Origin of the sequence: Novosphingobium sp. (assembly GCF_030699305.1) — a bacterium.
In the GTDB taxonomy this organism is placed as follows: domain Bacteria; phylum Pseudomonadota; class Alphaproteobacteria; order Sphingomonadales; family Sphingomonadaceae; genus Novosphingobium.
Genome location: NZ_JAUYNB010000017.1, coordinates 12446 through 34883 on the forward strand (window position 1 = coordinate 12446; position 22438 = coordinate 34883).

General features: G+C 64.6%; 23 protein-coding genes. 17 read left to right on the forward strand and 6 right to left on the reverse strand.

Annotated features, from left to right (window positions below; genetic code table 11):
* Positions 1–6 precede the first annotated feature (6 nt).
* Positions 7–1080 (reverse strand): phosphotransferase family protein, encoded by a 1074-nt coding sequence (locus tag Q8Q53_RS07765; RefSeq protein WP_305701196.1) that lies wholly within the window; start codon positions 1078–1080, stop codon positions 7–9.
* 43 nt (positions 1081–1123) lie between these two features.
* Here Q8Q53_RS07765 and Q8Q53_RS07770 point away from each other — a divergent pair, with 43 nt between their 5' ends.
* Entirely contained in the window at positions 1124–1480 is a 357-nt protein-coding gene (locus tag Q8Q53_RS07770) for a hypothetical protein (RefSeq protein WP_305701197.1), read from the forward strand.
* 225 nt (positions 1481–1705) lie between these two features.
* Positions 1706–2107, forward strand: a complete 402-nt coding sequence (locus tag Q8Q53_RS07775; protein WP_305701198.1) for a hypothetical protein — start codon at positions 1706–1708, stop codon at positions 2105–2107.
* Positions 2108–2164: 57 nt separating this feature from the next.
* Here Q8Q53_RS07775 and eno read toward each other — a convergent pair whose 3' ends face one another.
* The gene (eno, locus tag Q8Q53_RS07780) at positions 2165–3451 is read right to left on the reverse strand and encodes a phosphopyruvate hydratase (RefSeq protein ID WP_305701199.1); all 1287 of its coding nucleotides are present in this window, start codon (positions 3449–3451) and stop codon (positions 2165–2167) included.
* 160 nt (positions 3452–3611) lie between these two features.
* Between eno and Q8Q53_RS07785 the strand changes: the two genes are divergently transcribed.
* The 5 genes from Q8Q53_RS07785 (at position 3612) to Q8Q53_RS07805 (ending at position 5764) form a co-directional block, all read left to right on the forward strand.
* A complete protein-coding gene (locus Q8Q53_RS07785) occupies positions 3612–4190 on the forward strand; it encodes a hypothetical protein (RefSeq protein ID WP_305701200.1) in 579 nt (192 codons plus the stop codon).
* A 32-nt stretch (positions 4191–4222) separates the two neighbouring features.
* Complete coding sequence (locus tag Q8Q53_RS07790) at positions 4223–4612, forward strand: phage holin family protein (RefSeq protein WP_305701201.1); 390 nt, start codon at positions 4223–4225, stop codon at positions 4610–4612.
* A complete protein-coding gene (locus Q8Q53_RS07795; RefSeq protein ID WP_305701202.1) occupies positions 4609–4956 on the forward strand; it encodes a hypothetical protein in 348 nt (115 codons plus the stop codon). The genes Q8Q53_RS07790 and Q8Q53_RS07795 overlap by 4 nt, the downstream gene beginning before the upstream one ends.
* On the forward strand, positions 4953–5444 hold the full coding sequence (locus tag Q8Q53_RS07800) for a hypothetical protein (RefSeq protein WP_305701203.1): 492 nt from the start codon (positions 4953–4955) through the stop codon (positions 5442–5444). The genes Q8Q53_RS07795 and Q8Q53_RS07800 overlap by 4 nt, the downstream gene beginning before the upstream one ends.
* 92 nt (positions 5445–5536) lie before the next feature.
* Positions 5537–5764: a DUF4170 domain-containing protein gene (locus tag Q8Q53_RS07805; RefSeq protein ID WP_305701204.1), complete on the forward strand. Its 228-nt coding sequence runs from the start codon at positions 5537–5539 to the stop codon at positions 5762–5764.
* A 48-nt stretch (positions 5765–5812) separates the two neighbouring features.
* Here Q8Q53_RS07805 and greA read toward each other — a convergent pair whose 3' ends face one another.
* Both greA and carB read right to left on the reverse strand, forming a co-directional pair.
* Positions 5813–6289 (reverse strand): transcription elongation factor GreA, encoded by a 477-nt coding sequence (gene greA / locus Q8Q53_RS07810; RefSeq protein WP_305701205.1) that lies wholly within the window; start codon positions 6287–6289, stop codon positions 5813–5815.
* A 108-nt stretch (positions 6290–6397) separates the two neighbouring features.
* Positions 6398–9721: a carbamoyl-phosphate synthase large subunit gene (carB, locus tag Q8Q53_RS07815; protein WP_305701206.1), complete on the reverse strand. Its 3324-nt coding sequence runs from the start codon at positions 9719–9721 to the stop codon at positions 6398–6400.
* A gap of 68 nt (positions 9722–9789) precedes the next feature.
* Here carB and Q8Q53_RS07820 point away from each other — a divergent pair, with 68 nt between their 5' ends.
* Positions 9790–10137 (forward strand): endonuclease domain-containing protein, encoded by a 348-nt coding sequence (locus tag Q8Q53_RS07820; protein ID WP_305701207.1) that lies wholly within the window; start codon positions 9790–9792, stop codon positions 10135–10137.
* Between the two features lie 188 nt (positions 10138–10325).
* Here Q8Q53_RS07820 and carA read toward each other — a convergent pair whose 3' ends face one another.
* A complete protein-coding gene (gene carA, locus Q8Q53_RS07825; protein ID WP_305701208.1) occupies positions 10326–11492 on the reverse strand; it encodes a glutamine-hydrolyzing carbamoyl-phosphate synthase small subunit in 1167 nt (388 codons plus the stop codon).
* A 156-nt stretch (positions 11493–11648) separates the two neighbouring features.
* On the opposite strand from carA, the gene Q8Q53_RS07830 reads away from it, so the two are divergent.
* From Q8Q53_RS07830 to rpoD, 4 genes are all read left to right on the forward strand, one after another.
* Positions 11649–12101, forward strand: a complete 453-nt coding sequence (locus Q8Q53_RS07830) for a GatB/YqeY domain-containing protein (protein WP_305701209.1) — start codon at positions 11649–11651, stop codon at positions 12099–12101.
* Positions 12102–12248: 147 nt separating this feature from the next.
* Complete coding sequence (locus Q8Q53_RS07835) at positions 12249–12572, forward strand: GIY-YIG nuclease family protein (RefSeq protein WP_305701210.1); 324 nt, start codon at positions 12249–12251, stop codon at positions 12570–12572.
* A gap of 81 nt (positions 12573–12653) precedes the next feature.
* Positions 12654–14525, forward strand: coding sequence for a DNA primase (dnaG, locus tag Q8Q53_RS07840; RefSeq protein WP_305701211.1), 1872 nt, complete (start codon positions 12654–12656; stop codon positions 14523–14525).
* Between the two features lie 20 nt (positions 14526–14545).
* Positions 14546–16558 carry an RNA polymerase sigma factor RpoD gene (rpoD, locus tag Q8Q53_RS07845; RefSeq protein WP_305701212.1) on the forward strand — a complete coding sequence of 671 codons (2013 nt, stop codon included), beginning with the start codon at positions 14546–14548 and terminating at the stop codon, positions 16556–16558.
* A 54-nt stretch (positions 16559–16612) separates the two neighbouring features.
* Here rpoD and Q8Q53_RS07850 read toward each other — a convergent pair whose 3' ends face one another.
* Positions 16613–18310, reverse strand: a complete 1698-nt coding sequence (locus tag Q8Q53_RS07850) for a M20/M25/M40 family metallo-hydrolase (RefSeq protein WP_305701213.1) — start codon at positions 18308–18310, stop codon at positions 16613–16615.
* Positions 18311–18497: 187 nt separating this feature from the next.
* On the opposite strand from Q8Q53_RS07850, the gene Q8Q53_RS07855 reads away from it, so the two are divergent.
* The 5 genes from Q8Q53_RS07855 (at position 18498) to Q8Q53_RS07875 (ending at position 22271) form a co-directional block, all read left to right on the forward strand.
* On the forward strand, positions 18498–18950 hold the full coding sequence (locus Q8Q53_RS07855; protein ID WP_305701214.1) for an RpiB/LacA/LacB family sugar-phosphate isomerase: 453 nt from the start codon (positions 18498–18500) through the stop codon (positions 18948–18950).
* Positions 18947–20260: a serine hydroxymethyltransferase gene (gene glyA / locus Q8Q53_RS07860; protein ID WP_305701215.1), complete on the forward strand. Its 1314-nt coding sequence runs from the start codon at positions 18947–18949 to the stop codon at positions 20258–20260. Before Q8Q53_RS07855 ends, glyA begins: the two co-directional genes overlap by 4 nt.
* Before the next feature lie 4 nt (positions 20261–20264).
* Complete coding sequence (locus Q8Q53_RS07865; RefSeq protein ID WP_305701216.1) at positions 20265–20480, forward strand: hypothetical protein; 216 nt, start codon at positions 20265–20267, stop codon at positions 20478–20480.
* On the forward strand, positions 20481–20957 hold the full coding sequence (nrdR, locus tag Q8Q53_RS07870) for a transcriptional regulator NrdR (protein WP_305701217.1): 477 nt from the start codon (positions 20481–20483) through the stop codon (positions 20955–20957).
* A gap of 87 nt (positions 20958–21044) precedes the next feature.
* A complete protein-coding gene (locus Q8Q53_RS07875) occupies positions 21045–22271 on the forward strand; it encodes a TrmJ/YjtD family RNA methyltransferase (protein WP_305701218.1) in 1227 nt (408 codons plus the stop codon).
* The last annotated feature ends 167 nt before the right edge of the window (positions 22272–22438 follow it).

Below are 22438 nucleotides of genomic sequence, written 5' to 3' on the forward strand. Positions count from 1 at the left end.
CGCGTCTTATCCTTGAAGCTTGGCAATGCTGCCGTGTTGCAGCGCCAGTGCGCAGCCGCCGCGCGCCATGGAGAGGAAGTTGTCATCGCCGCGCGCCGTGCGCTCGACATAAGCGGCGCTGAATACCGCGGTGGACACCCCGTGGAGCGCGCCGATCACGTAATCGTCCCAGATCGCATCGCGGGTCAGCGCCACGCCCCGCGCGGTCATTTCGGCGCAATAGAGGTCCAGCAGTTCAGCTTCATGCGCGCGGCGCAGCGGATCGCCGATGCCGGTGCCGAGGAAATAGCCGATGTCGGTGAGGCCGCTGCCGATGGCCACGGTCTGCCAGTCGAGCACCGCAATCTCTTCCGCCCCGCCCTTGATATCAAACAGCATGTTATCCAGCCGGAAATCGCCGTGGACAATGCATTTCGTCCGCGCCTCGCGCCCGAACCACAGCTCACCCGCTTCGTTCAGGGCCTCGCAGACAGCCATGAATTCCGGCTCCAGCAGATCGCCATAGCGTTCGCGAAAAATCGCCTGGGCACCCGGATACAGCGCCTTGATCTGCTCGACCTGCGCCGGGTTGGGTTGCAGCCAGGGCGTGGCGAGCAGGCCTGCGTGGTTCCAGCTGGGGGCGTGGATTGCGGCGGCCTGTTTCACCCCGGCGCGGGCATCGGCGGCGGAGCAGCTGGCCAGCTGGTTGCCGCCGCGCGCGGGGCCGAGATCCTCGAACAGCAGGATGAAATCAACGCCATCCGGCGCGATTTCAGCGGCCAGCACGTAAGGGGCGCGCACCGCCAGATGCGGCGCGATCTCGCGGTAGAAGCCCACTTCCTTGGCATAGAGGCCAAACGCGCCCGCCGTCTGGCGGCTCATCGCGTCGGCGGCGGGAAACTTGCCCGCGATTGTGGCCGGGCCTGCACTCGGGATGTCATAGGTCAGGGTGATCCGGGCGCTGTCGCCCACTTGTCCCGTGCCGATCGGCTGCCATTGCAGGTCGGTCACGAGGCCGTGTTCCAGCACGCGCGCGATGCGCAACCGTTCCGTCAGCCAGTCAGCCGTGATCGCATCCGGGTGCACCGGGAAATCTGCCATCCTCATCCTCACCACTTATGGTTTAAACGAACGGTTAAAGCACTTGGGCGGGACTGGCAACCGCCTGCCCGATCAGGTGGAATGGCGGCATCAGGTGGAATGGCGGCAAGGATCGACGCCGGATTTGTCCCGGACTGGGGCAAGCGGACAATTGCGTGGTTTGGCTAAGCAACATCGTTGTCAATACGTGAAACTTCGTGTTATTCGTGAATCAGGACTCGCGGAAGCAGCGCAAAGGACGGATTTGCTTAATGTGACTATCTTGAAGTTCACGCTCGTTCGCTGTCAGCGACAGCTGGACCGCATGGGCGCATCTGTCGCTGCAGCGCATCTGGATGCTGCCATTCACGCGCTGGAAGTCAGCGTGGCGGAAACCCGTAAATCATCCAAATCGGGGTAATCGTTTCAAATTCCGTCCATTTTGGACCAGTGCCGGAAAGACACGTAACCCCGTTATCCCCATATTAAATCCTATGGCCTATCGGCTGCGACCGGTTGAACGGCTTGTTTTGGGGAAAGGGGTTGTGTGGCGCGCGATAACCAGGCGCTGCGATTGCGCACAATTGCTGAAGAACTGGCAAGTATCGCGTCCAGACTGAGACCGGATATTGCCGAACAACCCATGATGCCGGTCGCAACCGACAATCTGGGCGAATACGCGCAATTGCCACCGCCTGATCGTGAACGGCTGACCGAATATGCCCGCATCGTCTATCGTGCGCGGCGTTGTCGGGCCCGGGCGTTTGGCGATGAAAGCCTGTTTGGCGAACCAGCCTGGGACCTGCTGCTGGACCTGTTTATCGCCCAATCCGAAGGAAAACATCTGTCCGTGAGCGCCGCCTGCATCGGTGCAGCAGTGCCGACCAGCACAGCGCTACGCTGGATTGTCATCCTGGAATCGCGTGGGCTGGTCCGGCGGGAAAACGACTCCACCGACGCCCGCCGCGTGTTCCTGCACCTGACGCCGGACGGGTATGAAACGATGACCCGCTATTTCATCCAGCTGCAACGCGAAATCGCCCTCTGACGCAAAACGAGGCGCGGCGGTTATCCCGCCGCGCCCCGCGTGTTCCGTATAAGCGGATCAGGCCGAAAGGCGGCCGAAGGCACCCTCACCCGCGTAATGCCCAGCGTCGCCCAGCTCTTCCTCGATCCGGATCAGCTGGTTGTATTTGGCCAGCCGGTCCGACCGCGCAAGGCTGCCGGTCTTGATCTGGCCGCAGTTGGTCGCGACCGCCAGGTCGGCAATGGTCGAATCTTCCGTCTCGCCCGACCGGTGCGACATCACGGCGGTATAGCCGTTGCGGTTGGCAATGCTGACCGCGTCCAGCGTTTCGGTCAGCGTGCCGATCTGGTTGACCTTCACCAACAGCGAATTGGCCAGCCCCTTGCCGATGCCCATCGTCAGGCGCTTGGGATTGGTCACGAACAGATCGTCGCCGACCAGCTGGATCTTGTCGCCGATCTTGTCGGTCAGCGCCTTCCAGCCTTCGAAATCGTCTTCGCCCATGCCGTCCTCGATTGAACGGATCGGGTAACCGGCGCACAGGTCGGCGAGGTAATCCGCCATTTCGACCGGGCTGAGCGACAGCCCTTCGCCGGTGATTTCATACTTGCCGTTCTTGAAGAATTCGGTTGCCGCGCAGTCCAGCGCCAACGCGATTTCGGTCCCCGGCTTGAACCCGGCCTGTTCGATCGACTTCATCACGAAATCGAGCGCGGCGCGGGTGCTGGCAAGGTTTGGGGCAAATCCGCCTTCGTCCCCGACCGAAGTGGACAGCCCTTGTTCGGCCAGCCCCTTTTTCAGGGTGTGGAACACTTCCGCGCCCCAGCGCACCGCTTCGGTCAGGGTCGGCGCGCCGACCGGCATGATCATGAATTCCTGGAAATCGATTGGGTTGTCGGCATGTTCGCCGCCGTTGATGATGTTCATCATCGGCACCGGCAGGACATGCGCCGAAACCCCGCCGACATAGGCATAGAGCGGCAGGCCGCGCGCGGCGGCAGCGGCCTTGGCCACGGCGAGCGAGGTGCCGAGGATCGCGTTCGCGCCGATCCGGCTCTTGTTCTCGGTCCCGTCGATGGCGATCATCGTCAGGTCGATGTCGCGCTGGTCTTCGGCGTCAAGGCCGAGCAGTTCCTCACGCAGTTCACCGTTCACGGCGTCAACCGCCTTGCGCACGCCCTTGCCGAGGTAGCGGCTCTTGTCGCCGTCGCGCAGTTCGACCGCTTCGTGCGCGCCGGTCGACGCGCCCGAGGGCACTGCGGCGCGGCCAAAGCTGCCGTCATCCAGCAGGATGTCAACTTCGACGGTGGGGTTGCCCCGGCTGTCGAGGATTTCGCGGGCGTGAATATCAATGATCGCGGTCATGGCGGGTTCATCTCCTGCGGGGTCAGTTGCGAGGTTCCTTAGCAGTGCAAGACGGCGGCACAAGTTGCTTTGCAGCATGACAGGAACTTGCAGCGGGGCTATTGCGTTACCACATCAAAATCAGGCCCACATTTCGTGGCATAGATAAAGGGCATGACCCATGGCGAAGACCCCGACTGCAACCGACACCGCCTCTGCGGCGAAAAAGCCCGCCGCCCGCAAGCCCAAGGCTGCTGCTGCGGCCCCGGTGACCGCTGGCGTGCCTGAAGCGAAGGCCAAGTTCTCCCAGGCCATCGAAGACGCCCGCGCCGGTGCCAAGGCGCTGACGGCCGAGGCACAGGCCCGCGCCGGCGAGTACAAGGACCAGCTTGCCGCCAAAAGCGGTGACTGGGTGGACGAGGCCAAGGATCTGGCCGGTCAGGCCAGGGAACGCGCCACCGAGCTGGCGCACGACGGCAAGGCCAAGGCGAGCGACGCCATCGGCACGCTGGGCCAGCTGGTCGCTGACAGCGCGCCGACCATCGATGAAAAACTGGGTGCCAAGTATGGCGACTATGCCCGCACCGCCGCCCGTTCGATGCAGGAAACCGCCGCGAAGATCGAATCCAAGGAACTCGTCGAACTGGGCGAGGACGCGAAGGAATTCGTCCGCAAGAGCCCCGGCCTTGCTATCGGCCTTGCTGCCGTTGCGGGCTTTCTGATCTCGCGCCTGTTCAAGGGTGGATCGTCGAACAATTGACAGCGGCACCGACGGACGCAAGTCTGACGCCGATGGAAGAAGCGGTCCCTCCACTGATCAGGCCCGCCGCCGATGACGCGGCGGAGCGATCGCTGGTGGATGATGTCCAGCGGCTGATCGACGATGGCCGCACCTTGCTGGAAGCGGAACTCGCCTATCAGAAGTCGCGCGCGGCCGTGGCCGGGCAAGGTGCCAAGGCCGTGGCCGCATGGGGCGGGCTGGCGCTGGTGCTGGTGTGCTTTGCGCTGATGGCGCTGACGTTCGGGCTGGTGCTGAGCCTGGCCAGCGTGATCGGTCCGTGGCTGGCAACGCTGGCTTCGGTGCTCCTGCTATTGGCTGTCGCCGCGCTGTGCGGGTGGACGGCGGCGCGGCGCTGGAAGCAGGTCGCCGGGCAACTGACGGCAAAGGATGACGCGGCGTGACCGAAGCCGAAACGCGCCTCGCCGCCGACCGCGCGAACCGCAACGCGGCGCGCAAGCTGGTCGATGGCCATGTCGCGCAGGTCAAGGCTGACCTTGCCGCGCGCAGCGTGGGCGGACGGATCGTCGCAAAGGTCAAGGACGATGCGCTCGATCTGGCTGATCAGGCACTGGCGGTCGCGAAGGACAGCAAGGGCCTGATCGCCGGCACGATTGGCGCGCTGGCACTCTGGACCTTTCGGGATCAGCTTGTTCGCGGGGTTTCCGGCCTGTTCAAGCCAGCCGCCGTTCAGGATGAACCGGCTAGTGCGGACTTCGACGAACCAACCGAGGAGCAAGCCGAGTGAGCGAAGCCAAAGCCCGCAGCGAGCGCATTCGCGGCAAGATCGCAGCCTCGCAGGAGCGGCTCCAGCGCGACAGCGATCCAACCCCGGCCGTGGCGACGCGCCCGCCCCTGCCCGATGCCTATCCGCCGGAAAGCTATCGTTCGCTGGCGGCAGAATATCCCTGGCTGGTGGTTGCCGCCGGGGCAGGCCTTGGCCTGCTGGCCGGGGCGCTGGTGCCCAGGCGGTTTGGCGGAAAGCTGGGCGGTCGCTTGCTGACCGTTGCCACTCTGGCGGCAGACATTGGTCTGGCGATCAGCAAACAGGCCGGGCAGACGGCCAGCACCGCCGCCTCGGACAAACTGGGCGATGTCGGCAGCGGAGCGGCCCGGCTGCGGGCACGCCTTGGCCGTTCCGCCGGATCGGCGCGCAGCACCGGCCTGATGCTGGCGGGCGAAGCGATCAGACTGGCCGCGCGCGCGCGCCGGAAATCGCCCGGCGCGAGCTCCTGAGCCCCCAAAAAGTAACGAATTCGGCCATTCGCAGCCTTGCGATGCCGTAATGTTGTGCCTATTGGCAGACCTCCTCTCTCCCAGGAACTGTCATGAGCGATCAGAAACTTCACCTTGTCATGGGTGGGCGCGTCAAGGACCCGCAGGGGCTTGAATTTGCCGACCTTTCCCAGATCGAACTCGTCGGGGTATTCCCTGACTATACCGTCGCTGAAGAGGCATGGCGCGCCGCTGCACAGCGCACGGTAGACGATGCGGAAATGAAATTTGTGGTGGTGCACCTGCACCGCCTGCTCCAGCCGGATATGCTGAAGCGCTGACCGGTCCGAAAAAAGGCCCTGCAAATGCAGGGCCTTTTGCTGTCAGGTTCAGATGAACTCTATCTTTTCAACAGCATAGCAGCGATCGCCAGCCGGCACTGACACTTCGACTTCATCGCCAACCTGACGCCCGATCAGCGCGCGGCCGAGCGGTGAGGCATAGCTGATCCGGCCGATCCTGGCGTCCGCCTCATACGGGCCGACAATCTGGTAGCGGACCGGCTTGTCGTCATCATCCAGCAGGGTGACCGTTGCGCCGAAGATGATCTTGCTGCCCGAAAGCGTGGTCGGATCAATGATCTGAGCGCGACTGACGCGGTCCTCAAGGTCACCGATGGTCGCCTCAACCTGCCCCTGGCGTTCCTTGGCGGCATGATATTCGGCATTTTCGGACAGATCGCCGTGCGCGCGCGCTTCCTCGATCGAGTCAACGATCCTGGGCCGTTCCTCCCGCAGCGCCTTCAGCTCGACGATCAGCCGTTCATAGCCTTCCGCCAGCATCGGCAGCTTTTCAACGCTCGCCATCTTCAGTCACTTCCTTCCTGCCGCGCCCCAGCCAGAGACTCGAATCCCGTCCCGTGCCAAGGCAGCGACGGGTCCGGGCGATCGCGATGTGCTGAGGAACGCGATTAATTATCCATAATAGGCTTGCAATGACCGCACTTCAAGCTGTGCACCGCGCAGCGCGGCAATGGCTTCCACAGCTGCGACCGAAGCCGCCGCCGTGGTGAAGTATGGCACCTTGCCAGACAGCGCCGATCCGCGGATCGATTGCGAATCCTTCAGGCTCTGCCAGCCTTCGGTGGTGTTGAAGATCAGCGCCATATCGCCGTCGATGATCTTGTCGACGATGTGCGGGCGCCCTTCGGCCACCTTGTTCACGCGGTCGACCGGAACGCCCATTTCGGCGAGGTACTTCGCGGTGCCGCCCGTGGCGATCAGGCCAAAGCCCAGCTCCACCAGCTTTTTCACCGCAGGCAGGATCACCGGCTTGTCGGTGTCCTTGACCGAGACGAACACCACCCCGCCCTGCGGCAGCGTCATGCCCGCGCCGAGCTGGGCCTTGGCAAAGGCGGTCGCGAAATTGCGGTCGATGCCCATGACTTCGCCGGTCGATTTCATTTCCGGTGACAGCACGGGATCAACGCCGGGGAAGCGCGCAAACGGGAACACCGCTTCCTTGACCGACATATAGTCGAACTCGCGCTTGAACGGCGGGAAGGTCGACAGCATTTCGCCCGCCATCACCCGCGCCGCGATCTTGGCGACCGCCTGACCGGTGGCCTTGGCCACGAACGGCACCGTCCGGCTGGCGCGCGGATTGACCTCGATCAGGTAGACATCGCCGTCCTTCACCGCGAACTGGATGTTCATCAGGCCCTTCACGCCCAGCGCGAGCGCCAGCAATTCGGCCTGACGCTCCATCTCGGCGATGATTTCGGCGGGCAGGTTATAGGGCGGCAGGGTGCAGGCGCTGTCGCCGGAATGGATCCCGGCTTCCTCGATGTGCTGCATCACGCCCGCGACCACGACCTGTTCGCCGTCACACAGCGCATCGACGTCGCATTCGATCGCATCGCGCAGATACTGGTCGATCAGCACCGGCGAATCGCCCGATACCTGCACCGCCGTGGCGATGTAGTCATCCAGCTGCGCCACGCTGTCGACGATTTCCATCGCGCGGCCGCCCAGCACATAGCTGGGGCGCATCAGCACCGGGAAGCCGATGCGGTTCGCCACCGCGACCGCTTCGTCGCGGCTGCGGGCGATGCCGTTGGCGGGCTGCATCAGCCCCAGCTTATCGACCAGCGCCGAGAAGCGTTCGCGATCTTCGGCCAGGTCAATCGCGTCGGGCGAGGTGCCCAGGATCGGAATCCCGGCATCTTCCAGCGCCTGCGCCAGCTTCAGCGGGGTCTGCCCGCCGAACTGCACGATCACACCGACCAGTTCGCCGTTCTGCTGTTCCACCCGCAGGATTTCCAGCACGTCTTCGGCCGTCAACGGCTCAAAATAGAGGCGGTCCGACGTATCGTAATCGGTGCTGACCGTTTCCGGGTTGCAGTTGATCATGATCGTTTCGTAACCGACTTCTTCCAGCGCGAAGCACGCGTGGCAGCAGCAATAATCGAACTCGATCCCCTGCCCGATCCGGTTCGGACCACCGCCCAGAATCACGATCTTGCGCCGGTCGGTCGGGCGCGATTCGTCTTCTGGCGCGCCGAACATCGGCGCTTCATAGGTCGAATACATATAGGGCGTGACGGCCTCGAACTCCGCCGCGCAGCTGTCGATCCGCTTGAACACCGGGTGGACGCCCAGCTTGTGGCGCAGTGCGCGCACTTCGTCTTCGCTGGTGGCACCGGCCATCGCGCGCAGTGCATCGTGCAGCAGGCCCGAACGGCGCGCGCTGGTTTCGCCCAGCCCGCCGGCCACGTGGATGCCGCGCACGGCGAGCACCGACAGGCGCTTGTCGGAAAAGCCCATCGCCTTCAACCTGCGCAGGCCCGCTGCGTCATTGGGCAGGCCGTCTTCCATGATCTTCGTTTCTTCGGCGATGATCTCTTCGATCTGTCGCAGGAACCACTTGTCATAGTGGGTGATGGCGTTGATTTCATCGACGGTGAAGCCGTCGCGGAACGCCTGACCCACGATCAGCAGCCGGTCCGGCGTCTGGCGCGACAGCGCGGCGACAATGGCATCGCGGCCCGCCCCTTCGAGCGAGAGGACGCGGTTGAACCCGTCCAGACCGGTTTCCAGCCCGCGCAGGGCCTTCTGCATCGATTCCTTGAAGTTGCGGCCAATCGCCATGACTTCGCCAACCGACTTCATCGCGGTCGACAGCAGCGGCTCGGCGCCCTTGAACTTTTCGAACGCGAAGCGCGGGATCTTGGTCACGACATAGTCGATGCTGGGTTCGAAGCTGGCGGGGGTGGCCCCGGTGATTTCGTTGGTCAGCTCGTCCAGCGTATAGCCCACCGCCAGCTTCGCCGCGACGCGCGCGATGGGGAAGCCGGTGGCCTTGGACGCCAGCGCGGATGAGCGCGACACGCGCGGGTTCATCTCGATCACGATCAGGCGGCCATCGGCAGGGTTCACCGCAAACTGCACATTCGACCCGCCGGTTTCGACGCCGATTTCACGCAGCACGGCAATGCTCGCCGAGCGCATGATCTGGTATTCCTTGTCGGTCAGCGTCAGCGCGGGCGCGACGGTGATGGAATCGCCGGTGTGGACGCCCATCGGATCGACGTTTTCGATGGAGCAGATGATGATGCAGTTGTCGTTGCGATCGCGCACGACTTCCATCTCATACTCTTTCCACCCCAGCAGCGATTCTTCGATCAGCACTTCGGTGGTGGGCGATGCATCGAGGCCGGAGCGGACGATATGCTCGAACTCAGCCTTGTTATAGGCCACGCCGCCGCCCGTGCCGCCCAGCGTAAAGCTGGGGCGGATGATCGAGGGCAGCCCGGTGCGTTCCAGCACGGCAAAGGCTTCCTCCACCGTGTGGGCCACGCCGCTGCGGGCCGATTCCAGCCCGATCTTGTCCATCGCATCGCGGAACCGCAGGCGGTCCTCGGCCTTGTCGATGGCGTCGGCATCGGCGCCGATCATCGTCACGCCGTACTTTTCCAGCGTGCCGTCATTGAACAGCGCCAGCGCGGTGTTCAGCGCGGTCTGCCCGCCCATCGTCGGCAGAACGGCGTCGGGCCGCTCCTTCTCGATGATCCGGGCGACGATTTCGGGCGTGATCGGCTCGACATAAGTCGCGTCGGCCATGTCCGGATCGGTCATGATCGTGGCGGGGTTGGAGTTGACGAGGACCACACGGTAGCCCTCCTCCTTCAGCGCCTTGATCGCCTGGGTGCCGGAATAGTCGAACTCGCAAGCCTGCCCGATAACAATCGGACCGGCGCCAATGACGAGGATCGAGGAGATGTCAGTGCGTTTGGGCATTAGCCAGCCTTATGCAATACATTAACCGCCTCACCCATCAGGGAGAGGACGTGGGGAGAAGACGTGCGGTGGGTGAAAAGCGTCTTACGCCGATTGCACGCAAGTTGCGCGCGAACCCGACTGATGCGGAACAACGGCTGTGGGCGCACTTGCGCAGCAAGCAACTGGGCGTGAAATTCACCCGCCAGTTCCCCATCGGCAACTTTGTGGTCGATTTCGCCTGCCGCTCCGCCCGACTGGTCATCGAGCTCGACGGCGGACAGCATGCCGACAACCCCGCCGATCTGGCTCGCACCCGCGCCATCGAGGGCTTCGGCTTTCGCGTAATCCGCTTCTGGAACAATGAAGTGCTGGAAAATACTGATGGGGTTCTGATCACGATCATGCGCGAACTGGAAATCACCCTGAATCGTTGAACGCCCGTGACCGGCCCGCACAACCTCAAAAGCCCTCCCCGTTGGGGAGGGTTGGGAGGGGGTTTCACACACATCGGGGAAGACGAGCGGCATTGCCGCTCTCCCCCACCCCAACCCCTCCCCGTCGGGGAGGGGCTTTCCGGGGCTACCCGGAAGCATAGTGGCCGGAAGGATGGTGGACAGTTTGCTCAACCCAACATCCCCACGAACTTCTCGAACAGATAGAAACTGTCCATCGGTCCCGGCGAGGCTTCGGGGTGATATTGCACGCTGAACGCCTTCTTGCCCTTGACCGCGATGCCGCAGTTGGAGCCGTCGAACAGGCTGACGTGGGTTTCGGTCACGCTGTCCGGCAGCGCGGTGTTATCGACTGCGAAGCCGTGGTTCATCGAGGTAATCTCGACCACGCCGTCCTCCAGCCGCTTGACCGGATGGTTCGCGCCGCGGTGGCCCTGGTGCATCTTGGTGGTCCTGGCCCCGGCGGCGAGCGCCAGCATCTGGTGGCCCAGGCAGATCCCGAACACCGGCACATCGCGGTTCAACAGTTGCTGGATCACCGGCACGGCATAAGCGCCGGTCGCGGCTGGATCGCCGGGGCCGTTGGAGAGGAACACGCCGTCCGGCTCCAGCGCCATCACCCCGTCGATGGGCGTCTGTGCGGGCACGATGGTCACGCGCGCACCGGCTTGCACCAGATTGCGGAAAATGTTGTCCTTCGCGCCGAAATCCATCGCCACGACGTGCGGGCGGGCATCGCGCGGACTGCGGGCATAGCCCTTGCCCAGCGTCCAGACGCCGCCTTCCCAGCTTTCAACTTGCGCGCGGCTGACCACGCGGGCGAGGTCCATCCCCTCAAGCCCCGGCCATGCCGCGGCGCGCTTGATCAGCGCCGGGATATCGAACGTGCCGCTGGGCGAATGCGCGATCACCGCGTTGGGCGCGCCCGACAGGCGGATGCGGCGGGTCAGCGCGCGGGTATCGATGCCCGACAGGCCGATCTTGCCCTTGGCCGCCAGCCATGCACCCAGTTCGCCCTGCGCGCGGAAGCTGGAGGACAGCGTCACGTCTTCACGCACCACGCAGCCGACTGCGCCGTCAACGTGGCTTTCCATGTCTTCATCGTTAACGCCGACGTTGCCGATGTGCGGGAAAGTGAACGTGACGATCTGCCCGGCATAGGACGGATCGGTCATCACTTCCTGGTATCCGGTCATCGCGGTGTTGAAGCAGACTTCGCCCACCGCTTCTCCGACAAACCCGAAACCGCGGCCCCAGGCCACGTGGCCATCGGCCAGCACAAGGACTCCCGTCGCACCCTGTGGTTGGGGTGCGTGCGTAGTGGCGGCGTCGGCCATGGGGAGGCGCTCCGTTGGCAGGTGTTCTGGCGATGTTGCTAAGGCTCGGCGGCTAGACTTGTCGGGGCGCAGCGTCAACCTATGAAAAGCGGAAAATACCGGCTAGATCGCCGCTTTCCCCAACACCGAAACCGTTCTTACAGGAAACCACCCAAAATGCTTCGCGATTCGATCAAGGCCGCGCAAATCTCCGCCATGAAAGCCGGCGACAAGCCCCGCCTTGCCGCCGTCCGCCTGATCCTGGCCAAGCTGAAGGACAAGGACATCGAACTGCGCACCGCCAGCCAGCTGCCCGAAGACGACGCGCTGGTGGTCGACGTGCTGCAAAAGATGGCCAAACAGCGCCGCGAATCGATCACACTGTTTGAGCAGGGTGACCGGCAGGAGCTGGCCGATCTGGAAAAGGCCGAACTGGCCGTGATCGAGGAATTCCTGCCCCAGCAGATGGGCGAGGACGAAACGAAAGCCGCCATCGAAGCGATCAAGGCGGAACTGGGCGCGACCTCGATCAAGGACATGGGCAAGGTGATCGCCGAACTGAAGGCGCGGCATGGCACCGAGCTGGACATGGGCAAGGCCAGCGGGCTGGTGAAGGCGGCGCTGGGCTGAGGATTGGGGCTTGGCGTGTCTCGACTTCGCTCGACACGAACGGAGATGTGGGGCGAACAATTGGGAGTTTTGATGGCTTTCAACCCACCCCATCCGTTCGTGTCGAGCGAAGTCGAGACACGCCAGCGCTGACCCGCCAGCACTGATATGGCCTTCTGGACCTACATCCTGCGCTGCGCTGACGGGAAGTATTACACCGGCCACACCGATGATCTCGACCGCCGCATCGCCGAACACCACCACGGCGGACATTGCGCTTTCACCTCGCGCCGCCGCCCGGTGGAGCTTGTCTGGGCTGCGGATTTCCCCACGCGGATCGAAGCCATCGAATCCGAAATACGAGTGGGGAAGTGGTCCCGCGCCAAGAAGGAAGCGCTGATCGCAGGGGATTGGAAGCGAGTTTCGCACTTTGCGCGGCCGCCGGGTGAACGTGTCTCGACTTCGCTCGACACGAACGGTGGGGGGGAGTAATTGGATTTTGGATCATCCAGCCCACATTCCTTCAGCCCACATTCCGTTCGTGTCGAGCGAAGTCGAGACACCGCACACACCATGACCCTAACCCCGCAATGGCTTGATGAACTGCGCGCGCGCGTCACGCTGTCCAGCGTGATCGGGCGGACCACGCGGCTGACCAAGGCGGGGCATGAGTTCAAGGCGTGCTGCCCGTTCCACAACGAGAAATCGCCCAGCTTCACCGTCAACGACGCCAAGGGGTTCTATCACTGCTTTGGCTGCGGGGCGCATGGCGATGTGATTCGCTGGATGACCGATCAGCGCGGGCTGTCGTTCATGGATGCGGTCAAGGAACTGGCGTCCGAGGCCGGGCTGGAAGTGCCCGCGCCCGATCCGCGCGCGGCCGAGCAAGCCCAGGTGCGCGATTCGCTGCATGACGTCATGGCGGCGGCGCAGGCGTGGTTCGTGGAGCGGCTGGCCGCGCCAGAGGGAGAGCGCGCCCGCGCCTATCTCGCCACGCGCGGGTTCGATGCGCATACGCTCCAGCGGTTCGGGTTCGGGTTCGCGCCGGATGGCCGGCAGGCGCTGAAAGCCGCGCTGGCCGACGTTCCCGAAGCCAAACTGATCGAGGCCGGCCTGCGGATCGCGGTCGATGACAAGGAGCCGTATGACCGGTTCCGGGGGCGGCTGATGCTGCCGATCGAGGACGCGCGCGGGCGGGTGATCGCGTTTGGCGGGCGCATTCTGGATGCGAAGAAAACCGATGCGCCGAAGTATCTGAATTCCCCCGATACGCCGCTGTTCGACAAGGGCCGCACGCTTTACAACCTGCACCGCGCCGGTCCTGCATCGCGCCAGACCGGGCGGATCGTGGTGGTCGAAGGCTATATGGACGTGATCGCGCTGGCGGCGGCAGGCTTTGCCGATGCGGTCGCGCCGCTCGGCACCGCGCTGACCGAGCGGCAGATCGAGATGCTGTGGCGGCTGGTCGAAACCCCGGTGCTGTGTTTCGATGGTGACGCGGCGGGCCAGCGCGCCGCGATGCGCGCCGTGACCCGCGCCCTGCCCCTGCTGCGCCCCGCGCACAGCTTGCGGATCGTGCGCCTGCCGACCGGCATGGACCCGGACGACCTGATCAGGCGCGACGGCGCGCGGGCGATGGAAGCGCTGCTGGCCAGCCCGCAGAGCCTGCTCGACCTGTTGTGGGAGCATGAGCGCGAGGCGGTGCCGCTGGAAACGCCGGAGGACAAGGCGGGGCTGAAAGCGCGGCTGATGGCCCACGTCGACACGATCCAGGACCCGGACATCAAGGCGCTGTACAAGCGCGAGTTGCAGGAACGGTTTTCCGCCTTCGCCTTCCCCCGGCGCGAGGAGCGGGCCTGGCAGCCTGCCCCGCGCGGCGGCGGGAATGCGCGCTTTGGCGGCAAGGCCCCGCCGCCGCGCTCTGACCCGGAACAGACCGGGCGGCTGCGGCGCTCGGCCGCCGGGGGATCGCGCGATGCGCTGGCGGCGGCGGCGGTCGCCGGATTGCTGCGCTTCCCGGACGAGATTCCTCGCCATGGCGACGCGCTGGTGCAGGCCCAGCTGGCCGATCCCCGGTTCGATGCGCTGGTTGATGCGGCGGAAACCGGCGAACCGCTTGAAATGGCGGCGCTGGCCACCATATTGGCCGTTCGGGGATTGGCAGCCCCGACCCCCGACGAATATGCCTCGCTGCGATTTGGCTTTCTGACTGACGAGATTCCGCCCGAACAGGCCCGTGAGGAACTGGCTCAGGCGATCGGTCTGCTGGTCGAACGCCCCGCGCTGGAAGCCGCGCTGGCGGCAGCCACCGCGCGGTTCGAGCAGGACCTGTCAGAAGGGGCATATGCCGAACAGCAGCGGCTGTTAAAGAGAAAGCTGGCATTCGATTCGCGTCTGCGGCAAATGGCCAGCGCGCGATCCGCCGCTCCGGGAGGAACGGCGTAAACACGGAACATGGCGAGTTGATGGACGAAGAACTTAACGGCAGCGAAAAAGACGGCGGCGATGCCCCGCTGATCGATCTCAACGAAGCTTCGATCAAGAAGCTGATTGCCCGCGCCAAACGGCGCGGCGTGATCACGTATGACGAGCTGAACGAAGCGCTGCCGCAAGACCAGATGAACTCCGAGCAGATCGAGGACATCATGGCCGCGATCAGCGAAATGGGCGTCAACATCGTCGAAAGCGATGAAGATGCGGTCGACCCGGAAGAGAAGGAAGTCGATGAAATCGACGAGCCGGATCCCGTCGGTGAACGCCCGGACCTGATCAAGAAAAAGGAAACCATCGAGCGCACCGATGATCCGGTGCGGATGTACCTGCGCGAAATGGGCGCGGTCGAACTGCTCAGCCGCGAAGGCGAAATCGCCATCGCCAAGCGGATCGAGGCTGGCCGCGACACGATGATCCTGGGGCTGTGCGAAAGCCCGATCACGTTCCACGCCATTATCCAATGGTCCGAATCGCTGAACGCAGGCGAAATGCAGCTGCGCGAAATCCTTGATCTCGATGCGATGCTGTCGAAGGAACCGGCGCCCGAAAACCTGACCGAGGAAGGTGAGGAAGAAGGCGGCGGCGAAATCAGCGAAGCCACTGCCGGTCCCTCGTTCAAGGAAGAAGAAGACGTCGAGGAGGAATCCGCCGACGCCGAGGACGAAGACGATATCGAGCGCCGCGCGCGCCGCCCGGCCGAGGAAGAGGAAGAGGACAACACCCTCTCGCTCGCCCAGATGGAAGCGCAGCTAAAGCCGGAAGCGCTGGAAAAGTTCGCGCTGATCACGGACCTGTTTCGCAAGTTCGAAAAGCTTCAGGCCAACCGCCTCGAATCGATGAGCCTGGGGCTGAACTTGCCGGCGGGCAAGGAAAAGCAGTACCAGGAACTGCGCGAGGAACTGACCGCGCAAGTCGAAAGCGTGCAGTTCCACGCCAGCAAGATCGAATACCTGGTCGACAACCTCTACGCCTTCAACCGCCGCCTGACGGCGCTGGGCGGCCAGATGCTGCGCTTGGCAGAGCGTCACAAGGTCAGCCGCAAGGACTTCCTCGACACCTATGTCGGCAAGGAACTGGATGATACCTGGCTGTCCGCGATGTCCAAGAAGGACAAGAAGTGGGCCGCCTTCGCCGAAAACGAAACAGACGCGGTTGAACGCATCCGTGCCGAAGTGGCAGACATAGCTTCGGCCACAGGCATGGCGCTCACCGAATTCCGCCGCATCGTCAACATGGTCCAGAAGGGCGAACGCGAAGCGCGGATCGCCAAGAAGGAAATGGTCGAGGCGAACCTGCGATTGGTGATTTCCATCGCCAAGAAATACACCAATCGCGGCCTGCAGTTCCTGGACCTGATCCAGGAAGGCAACATCGGGCTGATGAAGGCGGTCGACAAGTTCGAGTACCGCCGTGGTTACAAGTTCAGCACGTATGCGACATGGTGGATCCGGCAGGCGATCACGCGCTCGATCGCCGATCAGGCCCGCACGATCCGTATCCCGGTCCACATGATCGAAACGATCAACAAACTGGTCCGCACCAGCCGCCAGTTCCTGCACGAGCAGGGCCGCGAACCGACGCCGGAAGAAATGGCCGAGCGTCTGTCGATGCCGCTCGAAAAGGTTCGCAAGGTGATGAAGATCGCCAAGGAGCCGATCTCCCTCGAAACGCCGATTGGGGACGAGGAAGACAGCCACCTGGGCGATTTCATCGAGGACAAGAACGCGATCATCCCGGTGGATGCCGCGATTCAGGCCAACCTCAAGGAAACCGTCACCCGCGTGCTGGCGTCGCTCACCCCGCGTGAGGAACGCGTGCTGCGGATGCGCTTCGGGATCGGCATGAACACCGATCACACGCTGGAAGAAGTCGGCCAGCAGTTCTCGGTCACGCGCGAACGTATTCGCCAGATCGAGGCAAAGGCGCTGCGCAAGCTCAAGCACCCCAGCCGGTCGCGCAAGATGCGCAGCTTCCTGGACCAGTAACCAGCGCTGGATCAATCCCCATCAAGGCCCCGGTAACCCCGGGGCCTTTTTGCATCAGCGCTTGGTATCGGCGTAGACCGCAACGCTCTCTGCCACCGGATCGAGCCGCACCCACAGCGCAACTCCAATCGCCGCCACCAACAGTGCCGCCGCCGCGACGCGCGCCGTCCGGGTGGTCAGGCCGGGCCAGACCGGCAGAAGCCCCAGCGCCGCCAGTGCCAGCGGCAGCGCCGCCGCCATCGGCATGGTTGGCCCGACGCCCTGCATCAACTGGTGCCCCAGCGCGAGCATGTAGCCCAGCACCGCCGCCGCCGCCGCACCCGCAAACAGCCGCGCCGCCGTGCCGCGTGACCGCTCCAGCGAAAGCAGCGCCAGCGCCGCCAGCATGACCGGCACAACCATGAAATAGGCTGCCGTGGGGGCAATTGCCTGCCCGGCCGCCGCGATCAGCAGCAGCGGCAACGCCGCGCCGACCTTGCCCGCAGTGGTCAGCGCTCCGCCCCCGAACAGCACCAGCGCCGCCGCCGCGCCCGCCAGCGCGGCAATGGCCTCCAGCCGGGGAATCGCGGCCAGCCGGTCATAATAATCGGTCGGCCCATCCGCGCCGGACAGCACGTTCAGCACGTAGAATACCGCCCCCGACAGCAGCAGCAATCCCGCCATTCGCCCGGCCCCGCCGCCCAGCGCGCGCAAATCCGGTGTGGTCCGCGCCGTCCAGCCCAAAGCCCCGACTGCCAGCACCAGCATGGCCCAGCCCGCCCAGGCCGGATAAGTCAGCATGATCCGCCCGAACAGATCAAAGAACACCGCATCGGGCGCGGGCGCGGGCATGGACTGGGCGCTCAGCAGCGCGCGGGTCAGGTCCAGCACTTGCGTGCCCATGTCCTGCACCGCGCCCTGATCGAGCCGCGCCGGGGTCGCCAGCGGGGAATGATACAGCCCCGACCGGCCGATGAACGCGAAGTTATAGGCGGTGTACGGCCCCGCCAGCACCGGGGTCAGATCGGTATCGTTGGGCAGCACGCTGTAGATATACGCCGCCAGCGAACTGCCGCCCGGGCGCTGCACGACATCGGCGAACAGCGCCGCCGCGTTGCCGTTGTTCTTCGATGTCTGGAACAGCGTGGTGCGCCCGCCCCCGCCGCGCGCCTCCATGTTGATCACCGCACCGACGCGGGTCCGCAGCGGATGCTGGGCAAAGAAGTGCTTCGCCCCTTCCAGCCCCAGTTCCTCGGCATCGGTGACGAGCACGACAAGATCGCGCTCCGCCCCGCCCCCGGCCCTGATCGCCCGCACCACTTCCAGGCTGACCGCGATGCCCGCCGTATCGTCCGCCGCGCCGGGTGATCCCCAGACGGTATCGTGGTGCGACATCAGCAGCACGGCGGGCAGCGCACGGTTGCGCCCCGGCAGCACGCCGATGACGTTGGTCAGCGTCGCAGGCGGATCATCGCGCCCGGTCCAGCGGTTGCGCTTGGCCGTGCCGCGTTCCCCTACCGTGCCGGTGCTGGTCGATACGTCCATGCCCAGCGTCTGCATCCGCTCTGCGATGTAATCGCGCACCCGCGCGTTTTCGGGCGTGCCGGTGATGTGCGGTTCACGCGCGATGGCGACCACATCGGGCATGGCGCGGGCAACCGCAAACTCGGTCGGCGGGGTTTGCGGGCCTTGCGGCATCGGCGGCGTGGTCGCCATGATCGCCAGCACCACGGCGGCCAGCAACACCGCGACCATGCCAAAGCCCTTGTTCATCCCGCTCCCCCGAACTTGTCTGTATTGCAAACTGTCTGTTGCCCAAAAGCTGCGCCGCGCATCCCCGAATGTCAAACCGGGGATGCTGGACCAAAGGCCAAGCCCCAAACACTGGCAATACGGGCAAGGCGCGACTAAGGGGATGCGCACGCGATTCCCCCTCCCCCGAAGGACAGGCGCCCAGCTCATGCGCATTGCCATTGCCTCTGACCACGCCGCAGTCGATCTGAAGGCGCAGCTGCGCGAATACCTGATCGGCCTTGGCCATCAGGTCGCCGATCTTGGCCCGGACACCGCCGACCGGGTGGATTATCCCGACTATGGCTACAAGCTGGCCGCCGTCGTCGCCGATGGCACGGCCGAACGCGGCGTCGCGCTGTGCGGATCGGGCATCGGCATTTCGATCGCGGTCAACCGCAACCCGGCGCTGCGCTGCGCGCTGGTGTCAGAGCCGCTGTCCACCGCGCTGGCGCGGGAGCACAACGATGCCAACGCCATCGCCATGGGCGCCCGGCTGATTGGCGAGGACATGGCCAAAGCCTGTCTTGACGCATTCCTGAACACCGACTTTGGTGGTGGCCGGCATGGCCCCCGGGTCGACAAGCTTTCCAACCCTGCCTTTGAAGGAGCAACCGCATGACCGTGATCGCCGACGCCCAGCCGGAAATCCGGTCGAAAGGTTTCTTCACCGCACACCTCGCGCAGACCGATCCCGAAGTGCACGCCGCGATTCGCGGTGAACTGGGCCGCCAGCAGCACAAGATCGAATTGATCGCGTCCGAAAATATCACCAGCCTGGCCGTGCTCGAAGCGACCGGTTCGGTCTTCACCAACAAGTATGCCGAAGGCTATCCGGGCAAGCGCTATTACGGCGGCTGCGAATATGCCGACGTGGTCGAAACGCTGGCGATTGAGCGCGCCAAGGCACTGTTCGGCTGCGCGTTCGCCAACGTCCAGCCCAATTCGGGCAGCCAGATGAATCAGGCGGTGTTCCTCGCGCTGCTGAACCCCGGCGATACGTTCATGGGGCTGGACCTCAACTCTGGCGGTCACCTGACCCACGGCAGCCCCGTGAACATGAGCGGCAAGTGGTTCAATCCCGTGCCCTACGGCGTGCGCCCCGAAGACGAACAGCTCGACATGGAAGCGGTTGAGCGGCTGGCGCATGAGCACAAGCCCAAGCTGATCATCGCGGGCGGCACCGCCTATTCGCGGGTGTGGGACTTCCAGAAGTTCCGCGAAATCGCCGATGCGGTGGGCGCCTATCTGCTGGTCGACATGTCGCACTTTTCCGGCCTCGTCGCGGGCGGCGCGCATCCCTCGCCGTTCCCGCACGCCCATGTCGTCACCAGCACCACGCACAAGAGCCTGCGCGGCCCGCGCAGCGGGATCATCCTGACCAACGATGAGGCGCTGGCCAAGAAGTTCAACACCGCCGTGTTCCCCGGCCTCCAGGGTGGTCCGCTGGTCCACGTGATCGCGGCCAAGGCGGTTGCCTTCCAGGAAGCGCTTCAGCCGGAATTCAAGGCCTATGCCGCGCAGATCGTTGCCAACGCCCGCGCACTGGCGACCAGTCTGGCCGACAATGGCCTGCGGATCGTCTCGGGCGGGACCGACAACCACCTGATGCTGGTCGATCTGACGGCCAAGAACGTGACCGGCAAGGCCGCCGAAAAGGGCCTCGACCGCGCGTATCTGACTTGCAACAAGAACGGCATCCCCAACGACACGCGCTCGCCGTTCGTCACCTCCGGCATTCGCCTCGGCACGCCTGCGGGCACCACGCGCGGATTTCGTGAGGAAGAGTTCCGGACCATTGGCGCACTGATCGCAGAAGTGGTAGACGGGTTATCACGCAACGGCGATGAAGGCGACGGGCAGGTCGAAGCCCGCGTCCGCGTCCGCGTTGAAGAACTGTGCAGCCGTTTCCCGATCTATCCGGAGCTTTGATGCCATGAACGATCCCAAGCGCGGTGATGACCTGATCGACAACGCCCGCGAGGAGATCGTCGGCATGGCCAAGCAGGGCATGGCCCACCCATCGACCAAGCCCGTGCTGACCGGCGCTGCGGTCGGCGCGGTGGCAGGTGCCTTGCTGCCGGTCGTCAGCTGGCCGCTGGGCCTGATCGCCGGGGCCGGGTTCATGCTCTACAAACGGCTGCGCCCCTGAATGCGCTGTCCGTTCTGTGCGCATGACAACAGCCAGGTAAAGGATTCGCGCCCGACCGAGGATAACACCGCGATTCGCCGCCGCCGCCAGTGCGAAGGCTGCGGCGCGCGCTTCACCACGTTTGAGCGCGTGCAACTGCGCGAAGTGATCGTGGTCAAAAGCGGCGATAAGCGCGAACCGTTCGACCGGGCCAAGATCGAACAATCCGTCTCGCTCGCCTGCCGCAAGCGCGGCGTCCCGCAGGAACGGATCGACCAGCTTGTATCGGGCGTGCAGCGCCAGATCGAAACCCTGGGCGAAAGCGAAGTCCCCGCCCGCGACATTGGCGAAATGGTGATGGACGGCCTGCGCCAGCTGGACGCAGTCGCCTATATCCGCTTCGCCAGCGTCTATCGCGACTTCACCGAAGCGCGCGATTTCGAGGAATTCGCCAGCACGATCCAGGACGTCGGTGGGCGCGATGCCGGTAACGACTGAGCCTTGCGGGCCGTCCCTTGCCGCTCATCCTGCGGAGCGGAGCTTGTCGAAGGCCGCTCCGCGTCTCGAAGGACCTGCCGGATAACGATGACCCCGCACTTCTGGACCTACATGCTGCGGTGCTCGGATGGCGGCTACTACATCGGCCATACCGATGATCTCGACCTGCGCGTTGCCCAGCACAACGCTGGCACGCTGGGCGGCTACACCGCCACCCGGCTTCCGGTGGCACTGGTGTGGTCCGACACCTTTGCCGACTGCGATGCCGCCTTTGCCGCCGAACGCAAGCTCAAGGGCTGGTCGCGGGCCAAGAAGGAAGCGCTGATTGCCGGGGACTGGGCGCTGGTGAGCCAGTTGGCGCGCAGGGCTGGGGGTGCGGTCCTTCGAGACGGCACTTCGACAAGCTCAGCGCCTCCTCAGGATGAGCGGGTATCCCAATCCCTCGCGGCTCCTGAAGAACGGGCAATTCAACCAACCGCCCGCCCCGCGGAACCGGCAACTCAAACATTCGCTCATCCTGAGGAGCGGAGCGGACTGAGCTTGTCGAAGGCCGCTCCGCGTCTCGAAGGACGTCACGCCCCTCCCCCCAAGCCGGTAATCGTCCTCGTCCGGCCGCAACTGGGCGAGAATATCGGCAAGGCCGCGCGGGCGATGCTCAATTTCGGGCTGACCGAACTGCGTCTCGTCACCCCGCGCGATGGCTGGCCCAACCCCAGCGCCGGTCCGGCAGCAGCGGGCGCGGACGAAGTGCTGGAACACGCCGCGGTGTTCGAATCGCTGGCCGATGCGGTCAGCGATTGCGCGCACGTCTATGCCACCACCGTGCGCAAGCGCGGGGTGACCAAGCCGGTCGTCACGCCGGAACAGGCCGCGCAGGCAATCCACCGCGATGCCGCGATTGGCAGCGCCGGGCGATCCGCGCTGGTGTTCGGCCCGGAACGGTCGGGCCTTGAAACCGAAGACGTCGCGCTGGCCCGCGCGATCCTGACCGTGCCAATCAACCCGGCGTTTGCCTCGCTCAATCTGGCGCAGGCGGTGATCCTGTGTGCCTATGAATGGTCAAAGCAGGTCGATCTGGCCCAGCCGACGGTTGAAGACCTGCTCCCCCCCGCCCCGCAGGAAGATCTGGAAGGGATGCTGGGCCAGTTGGAAGCCATGCTGGACGCGCGCGATTACTTCTTCCCTCCGGCCCGCGCAGAGGCCACCCGGCTGGCCTTGCGCAACATCCTGACCAAGCCAGGCTGGAACTATCTGGAAGTGCGCACCTTGCGCGGCGTGCTGTCCAACCTGCACAAGCGTGCCCCGAAAGCATGACCAAAGCTTGACTTAGGGGCGATTCCCGGCCAATGGCCCGCCTTCGCAATTGACCTCGCACTCCGGTGAAGCGGTGGTCGCATTCCGTAATTGGCGGAAATGGTGCGGTTCCGGGCCAGTAGGTTGGCGGTTGTCGCCAGCCCCATGCAAATTGAAGGAGCGTCTCG